The sequence below is a fragment of the Clostridium sp. CM027 genome (assembly GCF_024730565.1).
In the GTDB taxonomy this organism is placed as follows: Bacteria; Bacillota; Clostridia; order Clostridiales; family Clostridiaceae; genus Clostridium_AD; species Clostridium_AD estertheticum_B.
This window is the reverse complement of sequence record NZ_CP077725.1, coordinates 3,398,723-3,417,952: the sequence shown is the minus strand read 5'-3', so window position 1 is coordinate 3,417,952 and position 19,230 is coordinate 3,398,723. Positions and strand designations below refer to the sequence as shown.

At 31.0% G+C, this 19,230-nt stretch carries 19 protein-coding genes; 7 read left to right on the top strand and 12 right to left on the bottom strand.

The annotated features are described in order from the left end of the window. Positions 1-10 precede the first annotated feature (10 nt). Entirely contained in the window at positions 11-781 is a 771-nt protein-coding gene (locus tag KTC92_RS16215) for an SDR family oxidoreductase (RefSeq protein WP_220286100.1), read from the top strand. An 86-nt stretch (positions 782-867) separates the two neighbouring features. Here the strand turns inward: KTC92_RS16215 and KTC92_RS16210 are convergent, their stop codons facing one another. Next, a complete protein-coding gene (locus tag KTC92_RS16210) occupies positions 868-1,695 on the bottom strand; it encodes a Cof-type HAD-IIB family hydrolase (protein WP_216301884.1) in 828 nt (275 codons plus the stop codon). A gap of 83 nt (positions 1,696-1,778) precedes the next feature. Beyond that, entirely contained in the window at positions 1,779-3,131 is a 1,353-nt protein-coding gene (locus KTC92_RS16205; protein WP_220286101.1) for a VanW family protein, read from the bottom strand. A gap of 174 nt (positions 3,132-3,305) precedes the next feature. Here KTC92_RS16205 and KTC92_RS16200 point away from each other — a divergent pair, with 174 nt between their 5' ends. Further along, positions 3,306-4,346 (top strand): M42 family metallopeptidase, encoded by a 1,041-nt coding sequence (locus KTC92_RS16200; RefSeq protein ID WP_220286102.1) that lies wholly within the window; start codon positions 3,306-3,308, stop codon positions 4,344-4,346. Between the two features lie 49 nt (positions 4,347-4,395). On the opposite strand, the gene sleB is transcribed toward KTC92_RS16200, so the two are convergent. Next, complete coding sequence (sleB, locus tag KTC92_RS16195) at positions 4,396-5,112, bottom strand: spore cortex-lytic enzyme (protein ID WP_375294741.1); 717 nt, start codon at positions 5,110-5,112, stop codon at positions 4,396-4,398. 438 nt (positions 5,113-5,550) lie between these two features. On the opposite strand from sleB, the gene KTC92_RS16190 reads away from it, so the two are divergent. Beyond that, positions 5,551-7,503: a YgiQ family radical SAM protein gene (locus tag KTC92_RS16190; protein ID WP_216302030.1), complete on the top strand. Its 1,953-nt coding sequence runs from the start codon at positions 5,551-5,553 to the stop codon at positions 7,501-7,503. An 86-nt stretch (positions 7,504-7,589) separates the two neighbouring features. Here KTC92_RS16190 and KTC92_RS16185 read toward each other — a convergent pair whose 3' ends face one another. From KTC92_RS16185 to KTC92_RS16175, 3 genes are all read right to left on the bottom strand, one after another. Beyond that, positions 7,590-8,225, bottom strand: a complete 636-nt coding sequence (locus tag KTC92_RS16185; RefSeq protein ID WP_216301881.1) for a hypothetical protein — start codon at positions 8,223-8,225, stop codon at positions 7,590-7,592. 65 nt (positions 8,226-8,290) lie between these two features. Next, positions 8,291-9,178, bottom strand: coding sequence for a YegS/Rv2252/BmrU family lipid kinase (locus tag KTC92_RS16180; RefSeq protein WP_216301880.1), 888 nt, complete (start codon positions 9,176-9,178; stop codon positions 8,291-8,293). Between the two features lie 184 nt (positions 9,179-9,362). Then, positions 9,363-9,791, bottom strand: coding sequence for a CBS domain-containing protein (locus KTC92_RS16175; RefSeq protein WP_220286103.1), 429 nt, complete (start codon positions 9,789-9,791; stop codon positions 9,363-9,365). Positions 9,792-10,022: 231 nt separating this feature from the next. Between KTC92_RS16175 and pssA the strand changes: the two genes are divergently transcribed. Then, complete coding sequence (gene pssA / locus KTC92_RS16170; RefSeq protein ID WP_216301878.1) at positions 10,023-10,535, top strand: CDP-diacylglycerol--serine O-phosphatidyltransferase; 513 nt, start codon at positions 10,023-10,025, stop codon at positions 10,533-10,535. Between the two features lie 122 nt (positions 10,536-10,657). Here the strand turns inward: pssA and KTC92_RS16165 are convergent, their stop codons facing one another. From KTC92_RS16165 to KTC92_RS16145, 5 genes are all read right to left on the bottom strand, one after another. Further along, positions 10,658-10,987 carry a hypothetical protein gene (locus tag KTC92_RS16165; protein ID WP_216301877.1) on the bottom strand — a complete coding sequence of 110 codons (330 nt, stop codon included), beginning with the start codon at positions 10,985-10,987 and terminating at the stop codon, positions 10,658-10,660. Between the two features lie 108 nt (positions 10,988-11,095). After that, positions 11,096-12,142 carry a calcium/proton exchanger gene (gene cax / locus KTC92_RS16160; protein ID WP_165412673.1) on the bottom strand — a complete coding sequence of 349 codons (1,047 nt, stop codon included), beginning with the start codon at positions 12,140-12,142 and terminating at the stop codon, positions 11,096-11,098. A 268-nt stretch (positions 12,143-12,410) separates the two neighbouring features. Next, positions 12,411-13,301, bottom strand: a complete 891-nt coding sequence (gene sdaAA / locus KTC92_RS16155; protein WP_216301876.1) for an L-serine ammonia-lyase, iron-sulfur-dependent, subunit alpha — start codon at positions 13,299-13,301, stop codon at positions 12,411-12,413. A 20-nt stretch (positions 13,302-13,321) separates the two neighbouring features. After that, positions 13,322-13,999 carry an L-serine ammonia-lyase, iron-sulfur-dependent subunit beta gene (sdaAB, locus tag KTC92_RS16150; RefSeq protein ID WP_165412671.1) on the bottom strand — a complete coding sequence of 226 codons (678 nt, stop codon included), beginning with the start codon at positions 13,997-13,999 and terminating at the stop codon, positions 13,322-13,324. A 60-nt stretch (positions 14,000-14,059) separates the two neighbouring features. Next, positions 14,060-15,718, bottom strand: coding sequence for a nucleoside kinase (locus KTC92_RS16145; protein ID WP_216301875.1), 1,659 nt, complete (start codon positions 15,716-15,718; stop codon positions 14,060-14,062). Between the two features lie 126 nt (positions 15,719-15,844). Between KTC92_RS16145 and KTC92_RS16140 the strand changes: the two genes are divergently transcribed. The 3 genes from KTC92_RS16140 to KTC92_RS16130 all read left to right on the top strand — a co-directional run bounded on the left by KTC92_RS16140 (position 15,845) and on the right by KTC92_RS16130 (position 17,996). Continuing rightward, positions 15,845-16,534 carry a DUF421 domain-containing protein gene (locus KTC92_RS16140; protein WP_220286104.1) on the top strand — a complete coding sequence of 230 codons (690 nt, stop codon included), beginning with the start codon at positions 15,845-15,847 and terminating at the stop codon, positions 16,532-16,534. Continuing rightward, a complete protein-coding gene (locus tag KTC92_RS16135; RefSeq protein ID WP_165413649.1) occupies positions 16,531-16,911 on the top strand; it encodes a DUF4363 family protein in 381 nt (126 codons plus the stop codon). The genes KTC92_RS16140 and KTC92_RS16135 overlap by 4 nt, the downstream gene beginning before the upstream one ends. A gap of 137 nt (positions 16,912-17,048) precedes the next feature. Further along, positions 17,049-17,996 carry a ketose-bisphosphate aldolase gene (locus tag KTC92_RS16130; RefSeq protein WP_165413650.1) on the top strand — a complete coding sequence of 316 codons (948 nt, stop codon included), beginning with the start codon at positions 17,049-17,051 and terminating at the stop codon, positions 17,994-17,996. 189 nt (positions 17,997-18,185) lie between these two features. Here the strand turns inward: KTC92_RS16130 and KTC92_RS16125 are convergent, their stop codons facing one another. Further along, positions 18,186-19,223, bottom strand: coding sequence for a nucleoid-associated protein (locus KTC92_RS16125; protein WP_216301873.1), 1,038 nt, complete (start codon positions 19,221-19,223; stop codon positions 18,186-18,188). Positions 19,224-19,230: the final 7 nt, after the last annotated feature.

Sequence of the window (19,230 nt, the reverse complement as noted above, 5' to 3'; positions counted from 1 at the left end):
GGTAAACTAAATGAATTTTAAAGATAAGAATATTATACTCACAGGTGCCTCTTCGGGTATAGGCAATGAGGTATTAAAAAGGTTAGGTGTGTATAATGCAAATGTAATAGCAGTTGGTAGAAATGTAGAAAAAATAAATAACTTCGGATCCTATGTAATACCATATTCCTGTGATGTATCTAATAAGGAAGAGATGGATAAGCTGTTTGAATATGCAATAGCTACTTTAGGTCATGTGGATATATTTATAGCTAATGCAGGTTTTGCCTATTGTGAAGAAATACTTGAGCCAGATTGGGGTCACATTGAAGATATATTTAAAACTAATGTAATTTCCCCTATTTATGCTTTTGAAAAAATGAAAAAACTCAATAAAGGAAAAGAATATCATGTAGCCATTACCTGTTCGGCTGTTAGTAAAGTCCCTTTACCAGGATATTCCTTATACTGTTCTACCAAAAGTGCAATAGATGGCTTTGGACGCGTCCATAATTATGAAATTAGAGATAAAGGCAGACTTTCACTAATTTATCCTATTGCTACAAGTACTAACTTTTTTAAAAGAGCTGGAGATAAAGCACCAGTACCTTGGCCAGTTCAGACAGCAGTTAAAGTTGCTGAAAGCATAATAAAAGGTATTGAAAAAAACAAAAAATCTATATATCCATCAAAGGCATATGCAGTCACCCTTGGCCTTAATAGAATATTACCCTTTTTATATCCCATTTATGCTAGAATTCAAGCAAAAAAATTTATTAAATGGATAGAAAATAAAGCCTAATCATTGAAGTTGACTGGAATAACTTCCTACAACTCAAAATTAGCCTTTCATTCCACTCTTTCAAGGATGGAATGAAAGGCTTACCATTACACTTCTAGCACAAATTTCTCAATAACCTTCGCTACTCCATCGTTATTATTAGTATCAGTAATATATTTTGCAGCTTCTTTCACGAACCCATCTCCATTTCCCATAGCAACTCCAAGTCCTGCAATTTTAATCATAGATAAGTCATTTTCACTATCTCCTATACAAATAACCTGTTCACGATTTATTCCATAATAATCAGCTAAAATCTTAACCGCATTTCCCTTTGATACTCCCTTATTTGTTACTTCAAAATTATCGAAATGAGAGCTTACCACTTCAAAATTATCCATATCTCTTAATGATATTTTTGCTTTTCGGATTTTTTCTGTATCCTCATCTACCCCTATACCTTTAAAAATTTCAGTTTCATATTTCTTAAATATCTCATTCCACTCCTTCACGAGCACTACTTTGATCTGCTTATCCTTTGGTAGTGTTTTATTAACTCCCGCATAAAAAGATGTAGAATATGTTAAATTTTCCGTAAAAATCATGTCTTTCGTATAAAAATGCGGATAAATCTCATACTTTTTAAACACAGATAGCAGTTTTTCGCATTTTTCCACACCTAACGCTTCATTGTAAACTACTTCATCTCTATCTTTTTCCCTAATATAAGCACCATTCGCAGCTATTACCGGTGATTTAACTCCCAAGAGATCCGAGAAAAAATCAGCAGAGGCAAAAATTCTTCCCGTACATACCGCAATCTTTACGCCCTTTTTATTAGCTAGCCTTATAGCGCTAAGATTCCTTTCACTAATAGTTTTTTTATCATTTAGAAGTGTACCATCCATATCTATACATATCAATTTGTAATCCATATTTTTCATTCTCCTTCTTAAGTTTTTTTATTAAATCATCTTCTGAAATGTCATTAAGAAGAGAACATAACGTTAATTAAACGTTATGCTCTCTTCTTAGTACCAACTTTTATAGTTCCATTAATAACGTTGAATGTATCATTATTTATAACCTGTGTACCAATTAGCTTACCATTTTCGTAAGTTTTTCTATACACTTTGACTTTAAATCCTGCATAACCCGTCTTAACAATTTCTTTTTCATCCTCGTACTTAGTTGGATCTTGTATTGTTTCGGTCTTTGGCTGAGTAACTTCCAATACTTCACTTACAATTTCATAAGTTCTTTTAGTTAATGTGGAATTAGAATAAATGTTAAATGAGAGATTTCTGTTTGATATAACACCTTCAATGTATATTGGATACTCAAATGTGTTTTTAAACTTATAATCTAGATTGCCATAATCAACTGTAGCATCTTGTCCTTTTGGGATATAACCCGAAGAAATTGTATGATGAATTCTTTCTACAGAAAGAATTTCAGTTGTAAGCATTGCATTATACAGAGTAGATGAAACCTGGCATATTCCCCCACCTAACCCTTGCTCTAATTTATCTCCAACAATTACGCCAGCGGTTTTATATCCTCTTGCTGCAGTTCTCTCTCCTACAATTCCATTAAAGCTAAAGACATCTCCTGGCATAAGTAGTGTCCCATTTATACTTTTAGTAGACAACTCTATATTTGTAGCTCTGCCTTCTTGTGAACTTGCAAAGTTCGTACTATAGCTTGAAATTTTTGTATTTATCGCATTTAAGGAAGCTTCCGTAACTTTAGGACTTAATTTCTTTACTGGAGCCGTGATACTTATATCATCTCCCGAGAGAAGACCATTTATTTTACTTTTAATTTCTTTTTTCAATTTTACTGATTCTAACTGCTTTCCATAAGCGTCACTTGTAACACTAAAGTTTCCACTGCTAACCATAGTTATAGTTGCATTTACTGGATCTTTATTTATATCTTTTGTCATTTCCTCTAATATTTTATCAACAGCCTTATCATTATATTCAAAGGTCAGCTTTATTTGCTTATCATCAGGATTTTTAATAGCTTTATATCTTTGTAACATATTCATGTCACTTCCATAGCTCATTGCCTGCTTTATAGCTTCATCAATATTATATTTTGCGTCTAGCATTGAATAGTCCAAGGTATATTTTTTATCTTCATTTACTATTGTAATTTTTTTCTTAATCACCTTACTTGAGTACTTTTCCTTCATTATTATTTGGGCTTGCTCCTTAGTTTTACCTGTTAAGTCTTCATTTTCTATTTTGATTTTAGGTAAAATCAAAGAATCCCATTGTTTTACTTTAAAATAAGAGTAGCTAGTAAATATAATTGCACCTAACAACACTAAAATTCCTAATACTATAATTGCTTTTTTCTTCATATGTAATCTCCTTTTCTACTCAAGCATATTATACTACAAAGAATCTAATATTCCTATACTTTCCCCCTATTCACTCTTGCTTATTTGTTAACTTAGCTTAATATTTGAGTTCCAATTAAGTGCCTTTTATGGTAAAATTAAACTTATACTGATTCCATTTTAAGGAGTGATAATATGAACTATAATGAAGATAAAATTAAATACTATTTAAAGAACATTTTATCAATATCTAGTCCTTCAGGTTATACACAAAAAATTATGGACTATATAAATGATGAGCTTAATATTCTAAACGCAGCACATTTCATTACTAATAAAGGTGCAATTGTAATCACCTTAAAAGGCAAAAATAACGATTACCAAAGAACACTTTCTGCTCATGTGGATACACTTGGTGCAATGGTTAAAAATATTAATTCCAGTGGTTCTTTAGCAATAGATCCTATAGGTGGATACATGATGAATTCAATAGAAGGTGAAAATTGCGCCATAGAAACTATTGATGGTAAAACCTTCACCGGAACTATCCATTGCACAAAACCTTCAGTGCATATTAGTGGTAATGATGCTCGTGAACTTAAAAGAACCCCTGAAAACATGGAAGTAATTCTTGATGAAAAAATTTCTTCAAAAAAAGAAGTGGAGGAATTAGGCTTAAGCGTCGGTGATTTCATTTGCTTTGATACGAGAACACTCTTTACCGAAAAAGGTTTTATAAAATCTAGGCACCTAGATGATAAGGCTTCAGTTGCAATTCTCCTTTATGCTATAAAACACATAGTGGAAAATAACATTGAACTTCCATATACAACTAATATATTTATTAGTAATTATGAAGAAGTTGGACATGGAGCTTCTGCATCAATTCCAGAAAATACTAAAGAGTTTGTATCAGTAGATATGGGTTGCCCTGGTCTTGATCAAAATTCATCTGAGTATAGTGTTTGTATTTGCGCTAAAGACTCAACAGGCCCTTATGATTTAGATCTAAGGAAAAAATTAACAAATATATGCAAAAAAGAAAACATAGATTATAAAATAGATATTTATCCACACTATGGTTCTGATGCTTCTGCTGCTCTAATAGCTGGATGGGATATTAAGACAGCTTTAATTGGTGCCGGAATTTTCGCTTCACATGGATATGAAAGGACTCATATGGATTCCATATTATGTACTCTAGATCTAATAATTAAATATTGCACGCAAGAATAATGCATATAAAATAGTAGTAGAAATTTTCTACTACTATTTTATGATTATTCTAGCTACAAAATCTATGTTTACCAATTACTTTTATAAGTGTGCGTGACCATATCCACTTATTAGTAGCCGTTGCAGGATTAAAATAGAATACTGCTCCATCTGAGGGGTCCCATCCATTTATTGCATCCCTTGCAGCCCTTACGGAACTTTCTTCAAGTTTTGCATTTATTTGTCCATCGACTATAGCTGTGAATGCCCCTGGTTGATAAATTACTCCCGCTATTGTAGCCGGGAATCTTGCATCTCTTGTTCTGTTTAAAATTGTTGCTCCAACAGCCACCTGACCTTCATAAGGTTCTCCTCTAGCCTCCCCATTTATGAGCATTGCTATTAAATCCACATCCTTATTATTTGTTACGTTTTGGCCGGAAGCTGATCCGCCAGGAGTTGATGTACTAACCGAAATACCCATGGCCGCAAGTGTTTGTTTTCCTGCAATTCCATCTGCATCTAATCCATTACTACCTTGAAATGCCTTAACAGAAAGATATGTATTGTAACCATATATTCCATCAACACTATCCTTATGGTATCCCCATTGTTTTAGTTTAGTTTGAATTTGTTTAACTTGTTCACCGCGCGCGCCATATTTGTAAACCTGTGCCATAACTTTCATACTAGAAATATTAAGGTAAATTTCATTTGCAAAATATGTAATTAAAACTATCATAATCACAGCACTACATCTTTTAAATAATTGCTTTTTACTCTTCAAATTAATTCCTCCTTAGAAAACAATCTATAAATTTCATTAACATTAATAGTTTGTTCTAAATTCCAAAAAAAATACACTATGCTACTATAATCTAATTAAGTAACACAGTATATTTTTAGAATTAAATTTCTGCATTATAATATTTAAAATACTCTAGTGAGTTATCTTTTATTATTACCTTAAAATGCTTATTTTCTCTTAAAATTCGACATTTTATAATCACAATCTAACATTTATAAACTTTTACAGTTCATATTTTTCAATAGTTATGTTAATATTATTAAATACAGTTAATACAAGACAACTAGCTTTAATTTGAGAGTTGAAAATTGAGGGTTATGGTTGGTTTTTATGAAAACCTGAAAAATATTAAACTATATTTTAAACTCGCAACTTTCCACTATCAATTCTCAACTAGTCTATTAGGAGGATTAAATGATATCAAATAAACAATTTTTACCTATTAGCATGAATGATTTGAAAGAAAGAAATATATCTCAATTAGATTTTATAATAATTACAGGGGATGCATATATTGATCATCCCTCCTTTGGAACTGCTATAATCGGAAGAACCTTAGAAAGAGAAGGCTTTACCGTAGGTATTATCGCGCAGCCTAATTGGGAAAGCGTTAATGATTTTAGAAAACTTGGAAAACCTAAATATGCATTTATTATAAATTCAGGTAATATAGATTCTATGGTTAATCACTATACTGCAGCAAAGAAAAAAAGACACACTGATCTTTATTCACCAGGTGGCAAGTCAGGTCATAGACCAGATAGAGCCGTAATTGTGTATTGTAATCGCGCTCGCGAAGCTTTTAAAAATGTTCCAATTATAATTGGTGGAATAGAGGCCAGCCTTAGGCGGTTTGCCCATTACGATTATTGGGCTAATAAAGTAAGACGGAGCTTATTAATTGATGCTAAAGCAGATTTACTAATCTATGGTATGGGTGAAAAAACCATAGTTGAAATGGCTAATCTTTTCAAGTATGGCATGAGTATTGATAAAATGACTACCCTTCGTGGAACTGTCTACGCTTCAAAAGATATTAGTGAACTTAAAGACTTTATAGAGGTACCTTCTTTCGAAGCTGTTTCCACTGATAAAAATGCTTATGCAGAAAGCTATAAATTACAGTCTTTGGAACAAGATGACATAAGAGGAAAAGTAGTAATACAAAAACATAATGATCGATATGTAGTACAAAATGCTCCTCAAATTTCTTTAACGCAAAATGAAATGGATATAACTTATGGTTTGCCGTACACTAGAACATATCATCCTATATATGAAGATAAGGGCGGTATTCCTGCAATAATTGAAGTTGAATTTTCTATAACCAGCCATAGAGGTTGTTTTGGTAGCTGCTCATTTTGTGCTTTAACCTTTCATCAAGGTAGAGTTATTCAAAATAGAAGCCAACACTCTATTATAGATGAAGCAAAGCTTTTAACTACCTTAAAAAATTTCAAAGGATACATTCACGATATTGGTGGACCTACTGCAAATTTTAGACATAGAGCTTGCAAAATCCAAGAAAAAGTAGGTGTATGCCGAGATAAACAATGTATGTTCCCAACTCCATGTAAAAATCTTATTGTCGACCACACTGAATATTTGGATTTATTAAGAAAAGTTAGAGTAATTCCAAACATTAAAAAAGTTTTTATTCGTTCTGGAATAAGATATGACTATTTAATTTTTGATAAAAACCCTAAGTTTTTTGAAGAATTGTGTGAACATCATATTAGCGGACAATTAAAAGTAGCACCTGAACACATAAGCGACAAGGTACTAGACCAAATGGGAAAATCAAAGCAAGAAGTATTTGACCGTTTTGTTAAAAAATATTCGCAGACAAATAAACAATTGGATAAAAATCAATTTTTAGTTCCATACTTTATGTCAAGCCACCCTGGTTGTGACTTAAATGAATCAATTAAATTATCAGAATATATAAAAGAAATGGGATATACTCCCGAACAGGTCCAAGACTTTTACCCAACACCCGGGAGTTTATCTACCACAATATTTTACACCGGAATTAATCCTTTCACGAATGAGGTGGTTTATGTTCCAACTGAGCAAAAAGAAAAAAATATGCAAAGGGCTCTGATGCAATTTAAAAATCCAGATAACTATAATATTGTAAAAGAAGCACTAATAAAAGCTCATAGGGAAGATTTAATTGGTTTTGATAAAAAATCATTAATACCGCCAAGACCTATGAAGGCAAATACTAATGCCAAATTTAAAGGGAATAAAAATTCTAAAGTAAATCCTTTAAAGACCGGGTCAAAACCCGTTTCAAATACTATTTCAACAACCGTTTCAAAAACTGACTCAAAAATTAGTCCTAGCAAAAAAAGAACTAGAAAATAAAAAAGCATATATGGCTACATTTTTTTGTAGTCATATATGCTTTTAAAATTTTCACCTGTGGTGCTATAACATTAACGATTTTGCCTTTACTTTTTAAACTTTATTAAACCATAATCTATGGTTATAATCCAAGAAATATCGCCTAGCAATAACCATGGGAGATTTCCATTTATTGAAGTTAGAATTACTGAAATAATTGTAACAATAGAAGATATTATTATTATTGCTGATCCTAGTTTATTAGAATATGTTTTGTTAAAAAGTTCTATACCTTTAATAATAAAAACTGAATTTATTATAAGTAGTCCAATATAACAATAACCTTCTAGTTGTAATTCTATAATGTATCCACAAAGGATTGATACATTAATATCTGAAGCAGATTTATATATCATAATGCAGTATACTACAGACAACATTAAGCAGATAAATAAAATCTTTTTAAGTTTAATTTTATTGTTTCTTGCAAATATAAACACTGAAATAACGCCACATATTGGTATGCTAAGTAAATTTGTGAATACCAAAGGTTTTAATAAATATAAATAATTTTGATTTTTTATAACGGAAAGGATTATTAAAGCTATGTATCTAAACGTCATTAAAATTAAAGCAATAAGACTAATTATTTTAATTTTTTTAGGTGCATAAATCAAACTAGAAATTATACCTTCATACAATAAAAAAAACACTATCAACAGCAGTAAAAAATATATACTCATTCATATACTCTCCTAAAATTGCTACTATTAATATTTATTAATTTATGTTTGATATTATGCTTAATTTACTTTATTTTAGTACCTAATATAGATATTCCACCTTTTTCACATTCTATAAGGAGTGGGAAATCGGGTCCTCTTTCTCCATCTATATCTGTACCAATACCTTCAAAGCATTCTATTTCTAATCTATTAGTCTTAAAATAAACAATTCCTTCTATATTTTCTAAGTGCTCATTTCGAATCATTTTAATAAAAATATTTAAGATATTCTTCATGTTTCCAGCCTTTATAATAATTACATCTAAAAGTCCATCGTCCACCTTAGCTTTATATGCAAATTTTAAATTTCCTGCAGTTTGTCCATTGAACACTAACATTAAATACATATTTCCATCAAAAGAAACTTCATCTGAACTAACTTTTATTTTTAGTTTTCTAAAATTAGGTAACTGTTCAATTCCTTTTATATAATATGCAAGTTTTCCTATAGTGTTTTTTAGATCCATATCCATTTTTTGTGATATATCTGTAAATAAACCTGCACTCGCTACATTCAGAAAATATTTATCATTTATTTTCCCTATATCTATTTTTTTTGCATCGCTTGTTAATATTTGATTGCATGCCTTTTCAACATCTTGAGGCATTCCTATATAATTTGCAAAATCATTTGCAGTACCTGCGGGAAGAATTGCTATAGGTAAATCAATATTCTTTTTTTTCATCTCATTTACTACAGTATCTAAAGTTCCATCTCCACCTGCTATTAAAATGTATTTGTAATTTTTGTCTATATCAAAAAAAGCATCTGATATAGGATTTTCATTGCATATTCTATATGGCACTATCGTGTGCTTATATTTTTGATGAATCATTATTATCTTATCTAAATCTGATGCTATAGTATTTTCTCCAGAATATGGATTATAAATAAATTTTACCTTGTTCATTACATTCTCCCCTATTTCCGTTTAAATTTAATATGTTATTTATAAACATTATACCTCTTTAAAAATGAATCCACAAGATTTACCTTTCCTGTGGATTTTTAGTTAATAAAATAAAAGTCAATAGTAATTTAACATATAATTGCGCTAATAAATTACATTTTTTATTTATTTTTTAACATTCTCATTAAATATTCTGTGTGCATGGGATAGAAATATCACTGAGTACGTCCCTAGCCTCTTCATGAAGCTTTGGTTCTAATGCCACATCCCCTAGCGAAACCATCCCAACTAATTGATCCTTTGCCGTTATTGGTAGCCTTCTTATTTGCCTTTCACTCATAATCCTAATAGCATCATCCACATTCATATTTTGATCTCCTACTACTGGGTTAGAAGTCATAATATCTCGAACTTTTTGCGTTTTTACATCCTTGCCTTCTGCCACGCATCTAAGTATTATATCCCTATCCGTTACAATACCAATCACTTTCTCCTTTGTTTTTACAGGAATTGATCCTATATTATGTTCTTTCATAAGCTCGGCTGCATGCTTTGCAGTATCATCTACAGCTAAACTTAAAACGTCTTTAGTCATTATTTCAGAAACTTTCATTTTATATTCCTCCTTCTTAATTTTTTATGTTAGATAAAAATTACTAATATTTTTATTTTAACCATAAATAAATGTTAATATTAATATTTTTTTATTATATTTTTCCTTGACCACCCAATAATAAAATTTATGATTTCATACTTAAATGTTTCTATAATATGATGTATAATTTAAAGTATGATTTTATATTAATATATTAGTGAAATTTTATTATTTTAGGAGTGATATTTAGTGAAGAAATCCTCTATACCCAATATTCTTACTTTTGGAAATTTAATTTTTGGTTTATTATCCTTGCTAATGACTTTTCAAGCTAATTACAAATTATCTGTAATTTTTATATTATTAGCTGGTTTTATGGATAGATATGATGGCCAAGTAGCACGCTTTTTACAAGTATCTAGCGCTTTAGGAAAAGAATTGGATTCATTAGCTGATCTAGTATCTTTTGGCGTTGCACCTTCTTTGCTTATATATAATTTATATAATTTCATTTCCTTAGGCTATTTGGGTTATATTTGTTTTTTAGTTTTCCCTGTAGCTGGTGCATATAGACTAGCACGATATAATAACTCTAAATTTAATAATGTTTATACTGGTATCCCTATTACTATTTCTGGAATGCTTTTAGCACTCTATGCTTTCGTGACTTTAAATTCTCCACACAATTTCCCTCTTACTATTATTATAATATTTATACTCTCTTATCTTATGGTAAGTAAATTTCAAATAAAAAAAGTGTAAGAAATATAATATTTCTCACACTTTTTTAACGACATCTCATCTCAGAAGGAAAGTCCACAATTTTATAACAGGAGATGCTTAATAGCTCCGCAGGAGATGCTTAATAGCTCCGCAGGAGATAATTAATCTTTTAACCTTAGCTCCTCGTCAATCTCTGTTTCTATATACTCTGTTTGAATCTTGCAGTTCATAACCTCGGTCTTAATTTTGCAATAAGACATATAACTATAACCCGCATCGTCTAGCACCTTTATTGTTTCGTCTATAATATCCCCCAAATTATCAGCTCTTTTTAATGCATCCTTAACCTCACTTTTTTTAGATAGTGCAATTTTATTTAATTCATCTGCTCCACCTATTAATAGCCTATAAGAACTAACTAGTTTAGTTAAAATATCTGCTAAATTATTTACATCATCGTAATAATTCTGAATTACTCTTCTATGTGCCAAATAATCACCTTTTAGTTTAATTATATTATTATATATATCTATTTATGCTTAGGTGCATTAAAATAAATAACAAGTCAAAGCTGCAACTTGTTATTTATCTGAATTTACCTAGACAATATAATAATATGCTAAAGTAATTATGATATAGGTAGTAATTAAAATGCTTCCTTCTAGCCAATAGGTTTTTCCATCTTGAAAGACTAAAAAAGACATACCTACAGCTATACTACACATTATTATGTGAAAGGTTGGAAATAGAAGTGTCATATTTAAACCCATAAAGCAAGAAAATATTACAAGCACAGGGGTAACAAAAAGTGAAATTTGGATGCTTGATCCTATAGCTGTTTCTAAGCTCATATCTACCTTATTTTGCATTGCACACATTATTGTAGAAACATTTTCTCCTATATTGCCCAAAAGTGGAATTAAAATTATACCTATGAACTCTTGGGATATATTATAGTTTTTAGTAAACTCTCTAATATTATAAATTAGCTTATCACTTATAAAATAAAGTAATACAGATATACAAATTAAAATCATTACACTTTCAATAACTTTTTTATTCACGACAACTTTTTTTTCTTCTTTATCCACGCTTACAACAAACAAATTGTTATGAGTATACAATGAGAATATTAGTCCTAAGATATAAATACCTATCAGTAAAAAAGCAACTTTCACACTTATGGATATAAGTACCGAGTCCTTAACTACAGAGTATCTATTTAATGTTGCTATAACTACCATGGAGGACAAGGCCAATAGTAACATATTGAAATTTGTTCGTGCTATTATCCTATTGAAATTCTGCTGCCTGAACTTAAATCCTCCAAACACTACCGCAATTCCAAGACCCAAAAGCATATTGTTTACAATTGACCCAATTAAAGAAGCTTGAACCATAGGTATCATTCCATACTTTATTGACCATATTCCCATCATCAGCTCTGGAACATTGCCTACTGTAGCAGCTAAAAGCCCCCCTTTTTTTTGCCCTATATAATCTGAAATGCTAGTGGTTTGATCTCCTAGTAGAATAGCTAACGGAACTATAGCTATAGAATATATTATTGTATTTATTAAACTTGAAGAAGTGCTTATAAACATTAATGCAATTACACCGATTATAAAAATATAGGTTTTTTTCATTCACAACACCAAACTATCATTATTTTGTACTTTCATTTACGTATTCTTCATCAATCCCATCAAAAATATCTTCATTAATATTTCTGTATGTGTTATACACTTCATTTTCTTCTGTGCACCGCTGCATTTCTATCCCTCCCTTTAATTAGTTATCTCCTTTATTATTCTATTCATTATGATTTTAAAGGTTACTTTACTAAGTGATGTGATATACAAAAATAGGGACATCCCGTTTAGGATATCCCTCTCTTAACTTCCAACAATATATTTATTTAAGCGAACCTTGTTTTAATAATATTTTTTTTGCAAGTTCAAGTCCTGTAGGAGTAGTTGCAAGCCCGCCCATAGCTGTTTCTCTTAATTCACAAGGTAATTGTTTTCCCACCTTATACATGGCAATTACTGTATCATCAAAAGGTATTCGACTTGTAACCCCACTCATAGCCAAATCTGCAGTAGTCAAAGCACTTACTGCACCAGCTATATTTCGTTTAGCACACGGCACCTCAACCAACCCTGCGACAGGGTCGCATACTAGTCCTAATATGTTTTTTATAACAATAGCAGCTGCATTTAGTGCCATAGCGGGAGTACCACCCATCATTTCCACTACAGCTGCTGCGCCCATGGCAGCGGCAGAACCACATTCAGCCTGACATCCACCTTCAGCTCCTGACATTGTAGCATTTTTAGCTATTATAATTCCTACTCCAGAAGCTGTGAATAACGCATTAATTAGCTCATCTTCAGTTTTATTTAACTTCTCTCCTGCTGTAATAATTACTGCAGGAAGTATTCCACAAGACCCCGCTGTCGGCGCAGCGACTATTTTTCCCATGGCTGCATTCACTTCTGAGCAAGAAAGAGCTCTCGCCATTGCTTTTATCATAAATTCACCTGTCAGTGTATTTCCCCCCTGCGCATACCTATTCAGTCTAATTGCATCCCCACCTATTAATCCACTAATAGATCTAGTTTCATTTGTAAGCCCATATTCCGCAGCTTCTCTCATTATATTTAGATTTTTCCTCATCTTTTCAACAATTTCACTACGCGTAAATCCACTTTCTTCTTGTTCACACCTTATTGTATATTCCGAAATCGGTATATTTTTCTCTTCACATACACTTAAAAGTTCTATCCCTTTGTTTACAAACATATTATTTCCTCCTCGCTGTATTACGACCGTTGCACTGGTGATATTTCTCTTATACTGTAAATATCCTCCATAGACTTAATCTTACTTAATACGTTTTCAGTTACTATGGTATCTGTCTCAAACACCATGGCTGCTTTTAGCCCTCTACTATTTCTATACACATTCATAAATGCTATGTTAACATTTCCATCATATAACAAGGTACTTACTTTTGAAATCATCCCTGGAATATCTTTATGGCTAATTATAATTGTTGGATAGTTACCTGTAAATTTAACTGGTTGGCCATCAACTTCAAATATCGAAATATTTCCTCCTCCAACAGACGACCCAACAACTTCAACTATTTTCTCATTTTTTTTTGTTATAATAAACTTTACTGTATTAGGATGAACATCTCCCAAATCGTCCTCAGCAAACTCTATTTGGAGCCCTTGATTTTTAGCTATAGCTAATGAGTCTTTAAGTCTATCATCCCAAGGATCCATCCCTAAAATCCCTGCTACTAATGCTCTATCCGTTCCGTGGCCTTTATACGTTTTAGCAAAAGAACCATGTAAAACAAATTTTACTGATATTATATTTTTCCCTGAAATTATAGCGGCAATTTTACCAAGCCTTGCAGCCCCTGCTGTATGTGAACTTGATGGCCCTACCATAATTGGACCCAATATGTCAAAAACACTATAGTTTTTCATTTGTTTCCCTCCTTGTAAGCATCTGCACAGTATAACGTAATTATTTTATTTCCAGGTGCTTTAGTATTTATAAAAGCAACTTCCGCCAGTAAATTCTCTTATTATTGAATTATCTGGTACTAAATCTTTATCTACATCTTTAAAAAAATTAAGAAAGCTTCTTAATCTACTTGCCTCATAATATACTGGACTTTCTTCCCCAACTTTATTAAGCTCGGCTAATGCAAATTTCTTAAGCACACAAAGCTCATATACTACGCTAGAATTAAACATTGCATCTGCCTGCTCTTGAAATACAAAAATATTTTTTTCCTCTCCACGTTTTATAGAAGGCCACATTTTCAGTGTATCTTCAACGCCGTATCCTCTTGATAAATAATCTCTAACTATTCTCCTTGTCATTCTTACGTCTGTTGTAGAAATCCTGTTGTGATCATCTAAATTAAGCTGTGTTAAAGGACTTATATATATTTTAAATTTACTATCCTTAGATATAGATGAAGTTAAAATCTCATTTAATCCATGTATTCCTTCTACAATCATAACTCCATTTTCGGGCATTTTAATCTTATTACCATGCCATTCCCTTTTCCCTGTTTTAAAATTAAAACTTGGTACTTCAGTCTCTTTGCCTTCCAGTAATAATTTTAAATCCTTATTTATAAGCTCTAAATCTAAAGCATATATAGATTCAAAATCATATTCTCCACTTTCATCTCTTGGAGTGATTTCCCTATTAATAAAATAATCATCTAATGAAATAAATATTGGTATTAAGCCATTTACCCTCAATTGAATCCCTAATCTTTTTGAAAAAGTAGTTTTCCCTGATGAGGACGGTCCAGCAATAAGAACCAATTTCACCTTTTCCCGCTTATAAATCATATCCGCAATATATGCAATTTTCTTTTCATGAAGTGCTTCTGCTACTCTAATTAAATTAACAATATCGCCATTTACCACTTCATTGTTTAGTGCACCAACACTTCCAACACTTAGTATTTCTCCCCATTGCGCTGCTTCATAAAATACTTTAGCTAGTTTTTCGTGTTTATAAAATTTAGGGATTCTATCTGGTTCATCATTTGTTGGATATCTTAATATAAACCCCGGCTCATAGTACATTAAATCAAATATTTTTAATATTCCTGTTGAATAAGCCATAGGGCCATAGAAATAATCATATCTCCCATCTAGTTCATAAAGCTTTATCTCTTTTCCTGTTACATATTTTAAAAGCTTAACTTTATCTTGCATATCATACTGCGTAAAAATTTCCACTGCCCTCTCTTTTGAAAATGCTATCTTTCTTATAGGAATATCCGCTTTTATTATTTCGCTCATTCTGCTTTTTATATCATATATGTCATCAATATCTAGTGCAAGAGTCTTATGAATCTCACCAAATAATCCCTTACTTAAAGAATGTTCGATAGAAATTTTAGCTTCAGGGAATAATTCAGAAATTGCTTTTATTAGTACAAATTGAAGGGTCCTAACGTACGCCATCGTTCCGATTCTACTTGTAATATCTACGAGTTCAAAATCACCCCCATGCGTGATAGTACTTCCTAGCTCATAAAATTTATTGTTGATTTTACCTAAAACTACTGGAAAATCGCTTACTAAATTATTTTTTTTAATAATATCATTTAATATAGTTCCCTCTGGAACTAAAATGTTTCTACCATCCTTAAGTCCTATATTGAAACTACGCATACAATCATCCCCTATTTTTAGTAGTTATTACTATTATACTTTAGTTTTTAAAAAATGTATCCTTTCCCCCTTATAATTTTTGAGTTTAAAGGAAACATATACATCATATGTTAAAGAGGTGTTATTATGCTTATTTTAGTAATCAGAACTTTTGTCTTATACTTTACAGTAATATTTATTATGAGAATGATGGGTAAAAAACAAATAGGTGAGCTTGAACCTTTCGAACTTGTGATTGCATTGATGATTTCTAATCTTGCAACCTTCCCCATGGAAGATATAAGAATACCAATTATACATGCTGTTATACCAATATTCACTTTGTTATTTCTCCAAATAGCCACTTCCTATATTGAACTCAAAAGCGAAAAGGCTAGAAAAATTTTAACAGGCACTCCGAGCATATTAATAAAAAACGGCAAAATTGATATTGCAGAGCTCAGATGCCAAAGATTTAATATTAATGATTTATTCGAAGAACTTAGATTAAAAGGGTATTTTAATTTATCCGATATCCAATATGCTATTTTGGAGACTAGCGGTGAGCTATCCATATTGCCTAAAACTAGTATTTCTAATGCAACTAAGGATGATTTAAATATAGCCATAGCTCAAGAGTCTTTGCCTATACCTTTAATTATGGATGGCAATATAAATTATAAAAATTTAAATCTTTTAAAAAAAGACATAACTTGGTTAAACAATATATTAAGAAAAAATAATATTTTATGTGCTAAAGATGTTTTCATAGGAATGATTGACTCTAAAAATAAGTTCTATTATCAACTTAAAGAAGGGAAAGATAAGAAAATATGAAAAATGTTATTGTAGCCTTCGGCTTATTTTTTACAATGATTATAGGCATATTTGTATCTATTAATCTTATAAATTATAATTGCGCCCATTTACAAAATTTGAATTCTTCCTTAGAAAGCTATATACTTAAAGAGAACTACGAAGATGCATACAATTTATCACTAGATTATGTAGCTGATTGGAAAAAAGCTTCTAAATTTTTAACTATATATATACATCATGAAGATACAGATCATATGGACAACGAGCTTTTAAAATTAACTCAATATATAAAAATGAAAGATAAGTCTGAATGTTTAGCCACTGTACATAGTATGAAATATCTTATAGATCATATAATGTCTCATGAAAAAGTATCTATAAGCAATATTTTTTGATTTTTTAAATTTATGGGTACAATTTATAGTAAAGGGGTAGAAAATAGTCCAATTATAGCTTATAATTATAACATATCATAAAAGTCCCGCAGGGACAATATATGTCCCTATTACAAAATTTGAAAGGTGGAATTAACATGGCTTTAGTTACTACTACTAATATGTTTAAAAAAGCTTTAGAAGGCAATTACGCTATTGGAGCTTTCAACATCAATAATATGGAAATAATTCAAGGAGTTGTTGATGCTTGTGCTACTCACAAGTCAGCTGTTATACTTCAAGTATCAGGCGGCGCTATGAAATATGCTAGACCTACTTACCTTAGAAAAATGGTAGAGGCAGCTGTAGAAGACACTGGTCTTGACATTGCTCTTCATTTAGATCACGGTTCAGATTTAGCACAATGTAAACTTGCAATAGCTTCTGGATTTACTTCAGTAATGTATGATGGTTCTCATCTTGATTACGAAGAAAATGTAAGAACAACTAAAGAAGTAGTTGAATATGCTCATTCTAAAGGTGTTGTAGTTGAAGCAGAACTTGGAAAGCTTGCTGGAATTGAAGATGATGTTAATGTTTCCGCAGCAGACGCAACTTATACTGATCCAGAACAAGCTGTAGATTATGTAACAAGAACTGGTATTGATTCTTTAGCTGTAGCTATAGGAACAAGCCACGGTGCATATAAATTCAAAGGCGAAGCTAAACTTGATTTTGAAAGATTAGCAAAAATCACAGAAAAATTAGAAGAAGCTGGAAAGCACAATTTTCCAATAGTTCTTCACGGAGCATCTGCAGTTGACCAAGATTACGTTACTATGATCAATGAATTTGGTGGCGAAATGAAAGGCGCAAAAGGAATTCCACTAGATATGCTTAGAAAAGCAGCATCTATGGCTGTTTGTAAAATAAATATGGATACTGATTTAAGACTTGCTATGACTGGTTCAATAAGAAAAGTTCTTACAAAAAATCTTGGCGAAATAGATCCTAGAAAATATTTAGGCGAAGCAAGAACTAACATAACTAAATTAGTTGAAAGCAAAATCACTAACGTTTTAGGTTCTTCTAATTCTTTAAAATAAATTAGATTAAATTCATTTAAATCTAAATTGTTAAAACAAAAATACCCACAGTATATTCTACTGTGGGTATTTTTGTTTTATTTTTTATTATATAAGAAACTATAATGTTTTCATGCGCAGAAAAAAGTATATATTACGTATAATGCATTAATCGTATTGCAATACGCGTAATATATACTTTTTTCTTATCTATTTTTCAACATAATTGCTTACATGTTTAATAACCATATTAATTGTGCCATCACCATTTCTTTGTATTTCAAAGCGACTATTATCATGATACGTTTCTTCATTTACGTATAAATCTATATCTTTATCAATTTTTAGTCTTACTCTTTTTAGCTTTTTGTCTATCCACTCTTTATCAAGACTAATATTTTCTGAAACTCCTTGTTCTGTTATAAATTCAACAAATTTTTCTTTAGTATCATTATTTTCAGAAAACATTTCCTCAGACAATTCTTTAAGATCAATATTATCTTCTTCTCTAAGCTTTCTTTTTATAGTACTTCTAACAACTTCTGCTTCATCTGCATTTTCTGCAAAGTTGTTTTGCGTGAATTTTTCAGCTGCCTTCACGAAGTTTTTAGTAACATCTCTTTCATTATCAATAATTGTGCAACCTAAGAAATCACTTATAAAGTAGTTTGAGCCATATTCCTCATCTTCTTTATTCTTGCTTTTTTTATCGATAACCATTAAATCAAAATTATTTTCATCTCTAATTGGTTTTAAAAACGTACATTTCTGTATTCTTTGAGAACTACCAGGTAATCCTGTAACCTGCGATACTATATCAATGCCTAATTTATTATCCACAAATTCGATAGTGTGCACATAGTTTTTAATATAATCCATTTTAAATATCCCAAGCATTGGTCCAAACTCTGTGGTAAAAGATACTATTACCAAATCACAGGAAGGAACGTTCCCAATAGATCTCATTAAAATAAACATCTGCCTTGCTAGGTCCTTAGATACCGCCAGTAAATTATTCTCACCATTCAAGTATTCTTGTGATAAATCTTTTACTATATTTCGATCGGAATTAAAGACTCCATACTTTAATTCTTCATCCTTTAAGCACTTCTGGATATGTTTCAGTAAATAGTTATATTTTTCTTCATCTAAGTCTAATGCATATTCATTCAAGATAGGTTCATCTGCATTGTTATCTAAAACATGAATAATAGCCTCATTTATATTAACTTCTTTTATATACTCCAAAAAAACA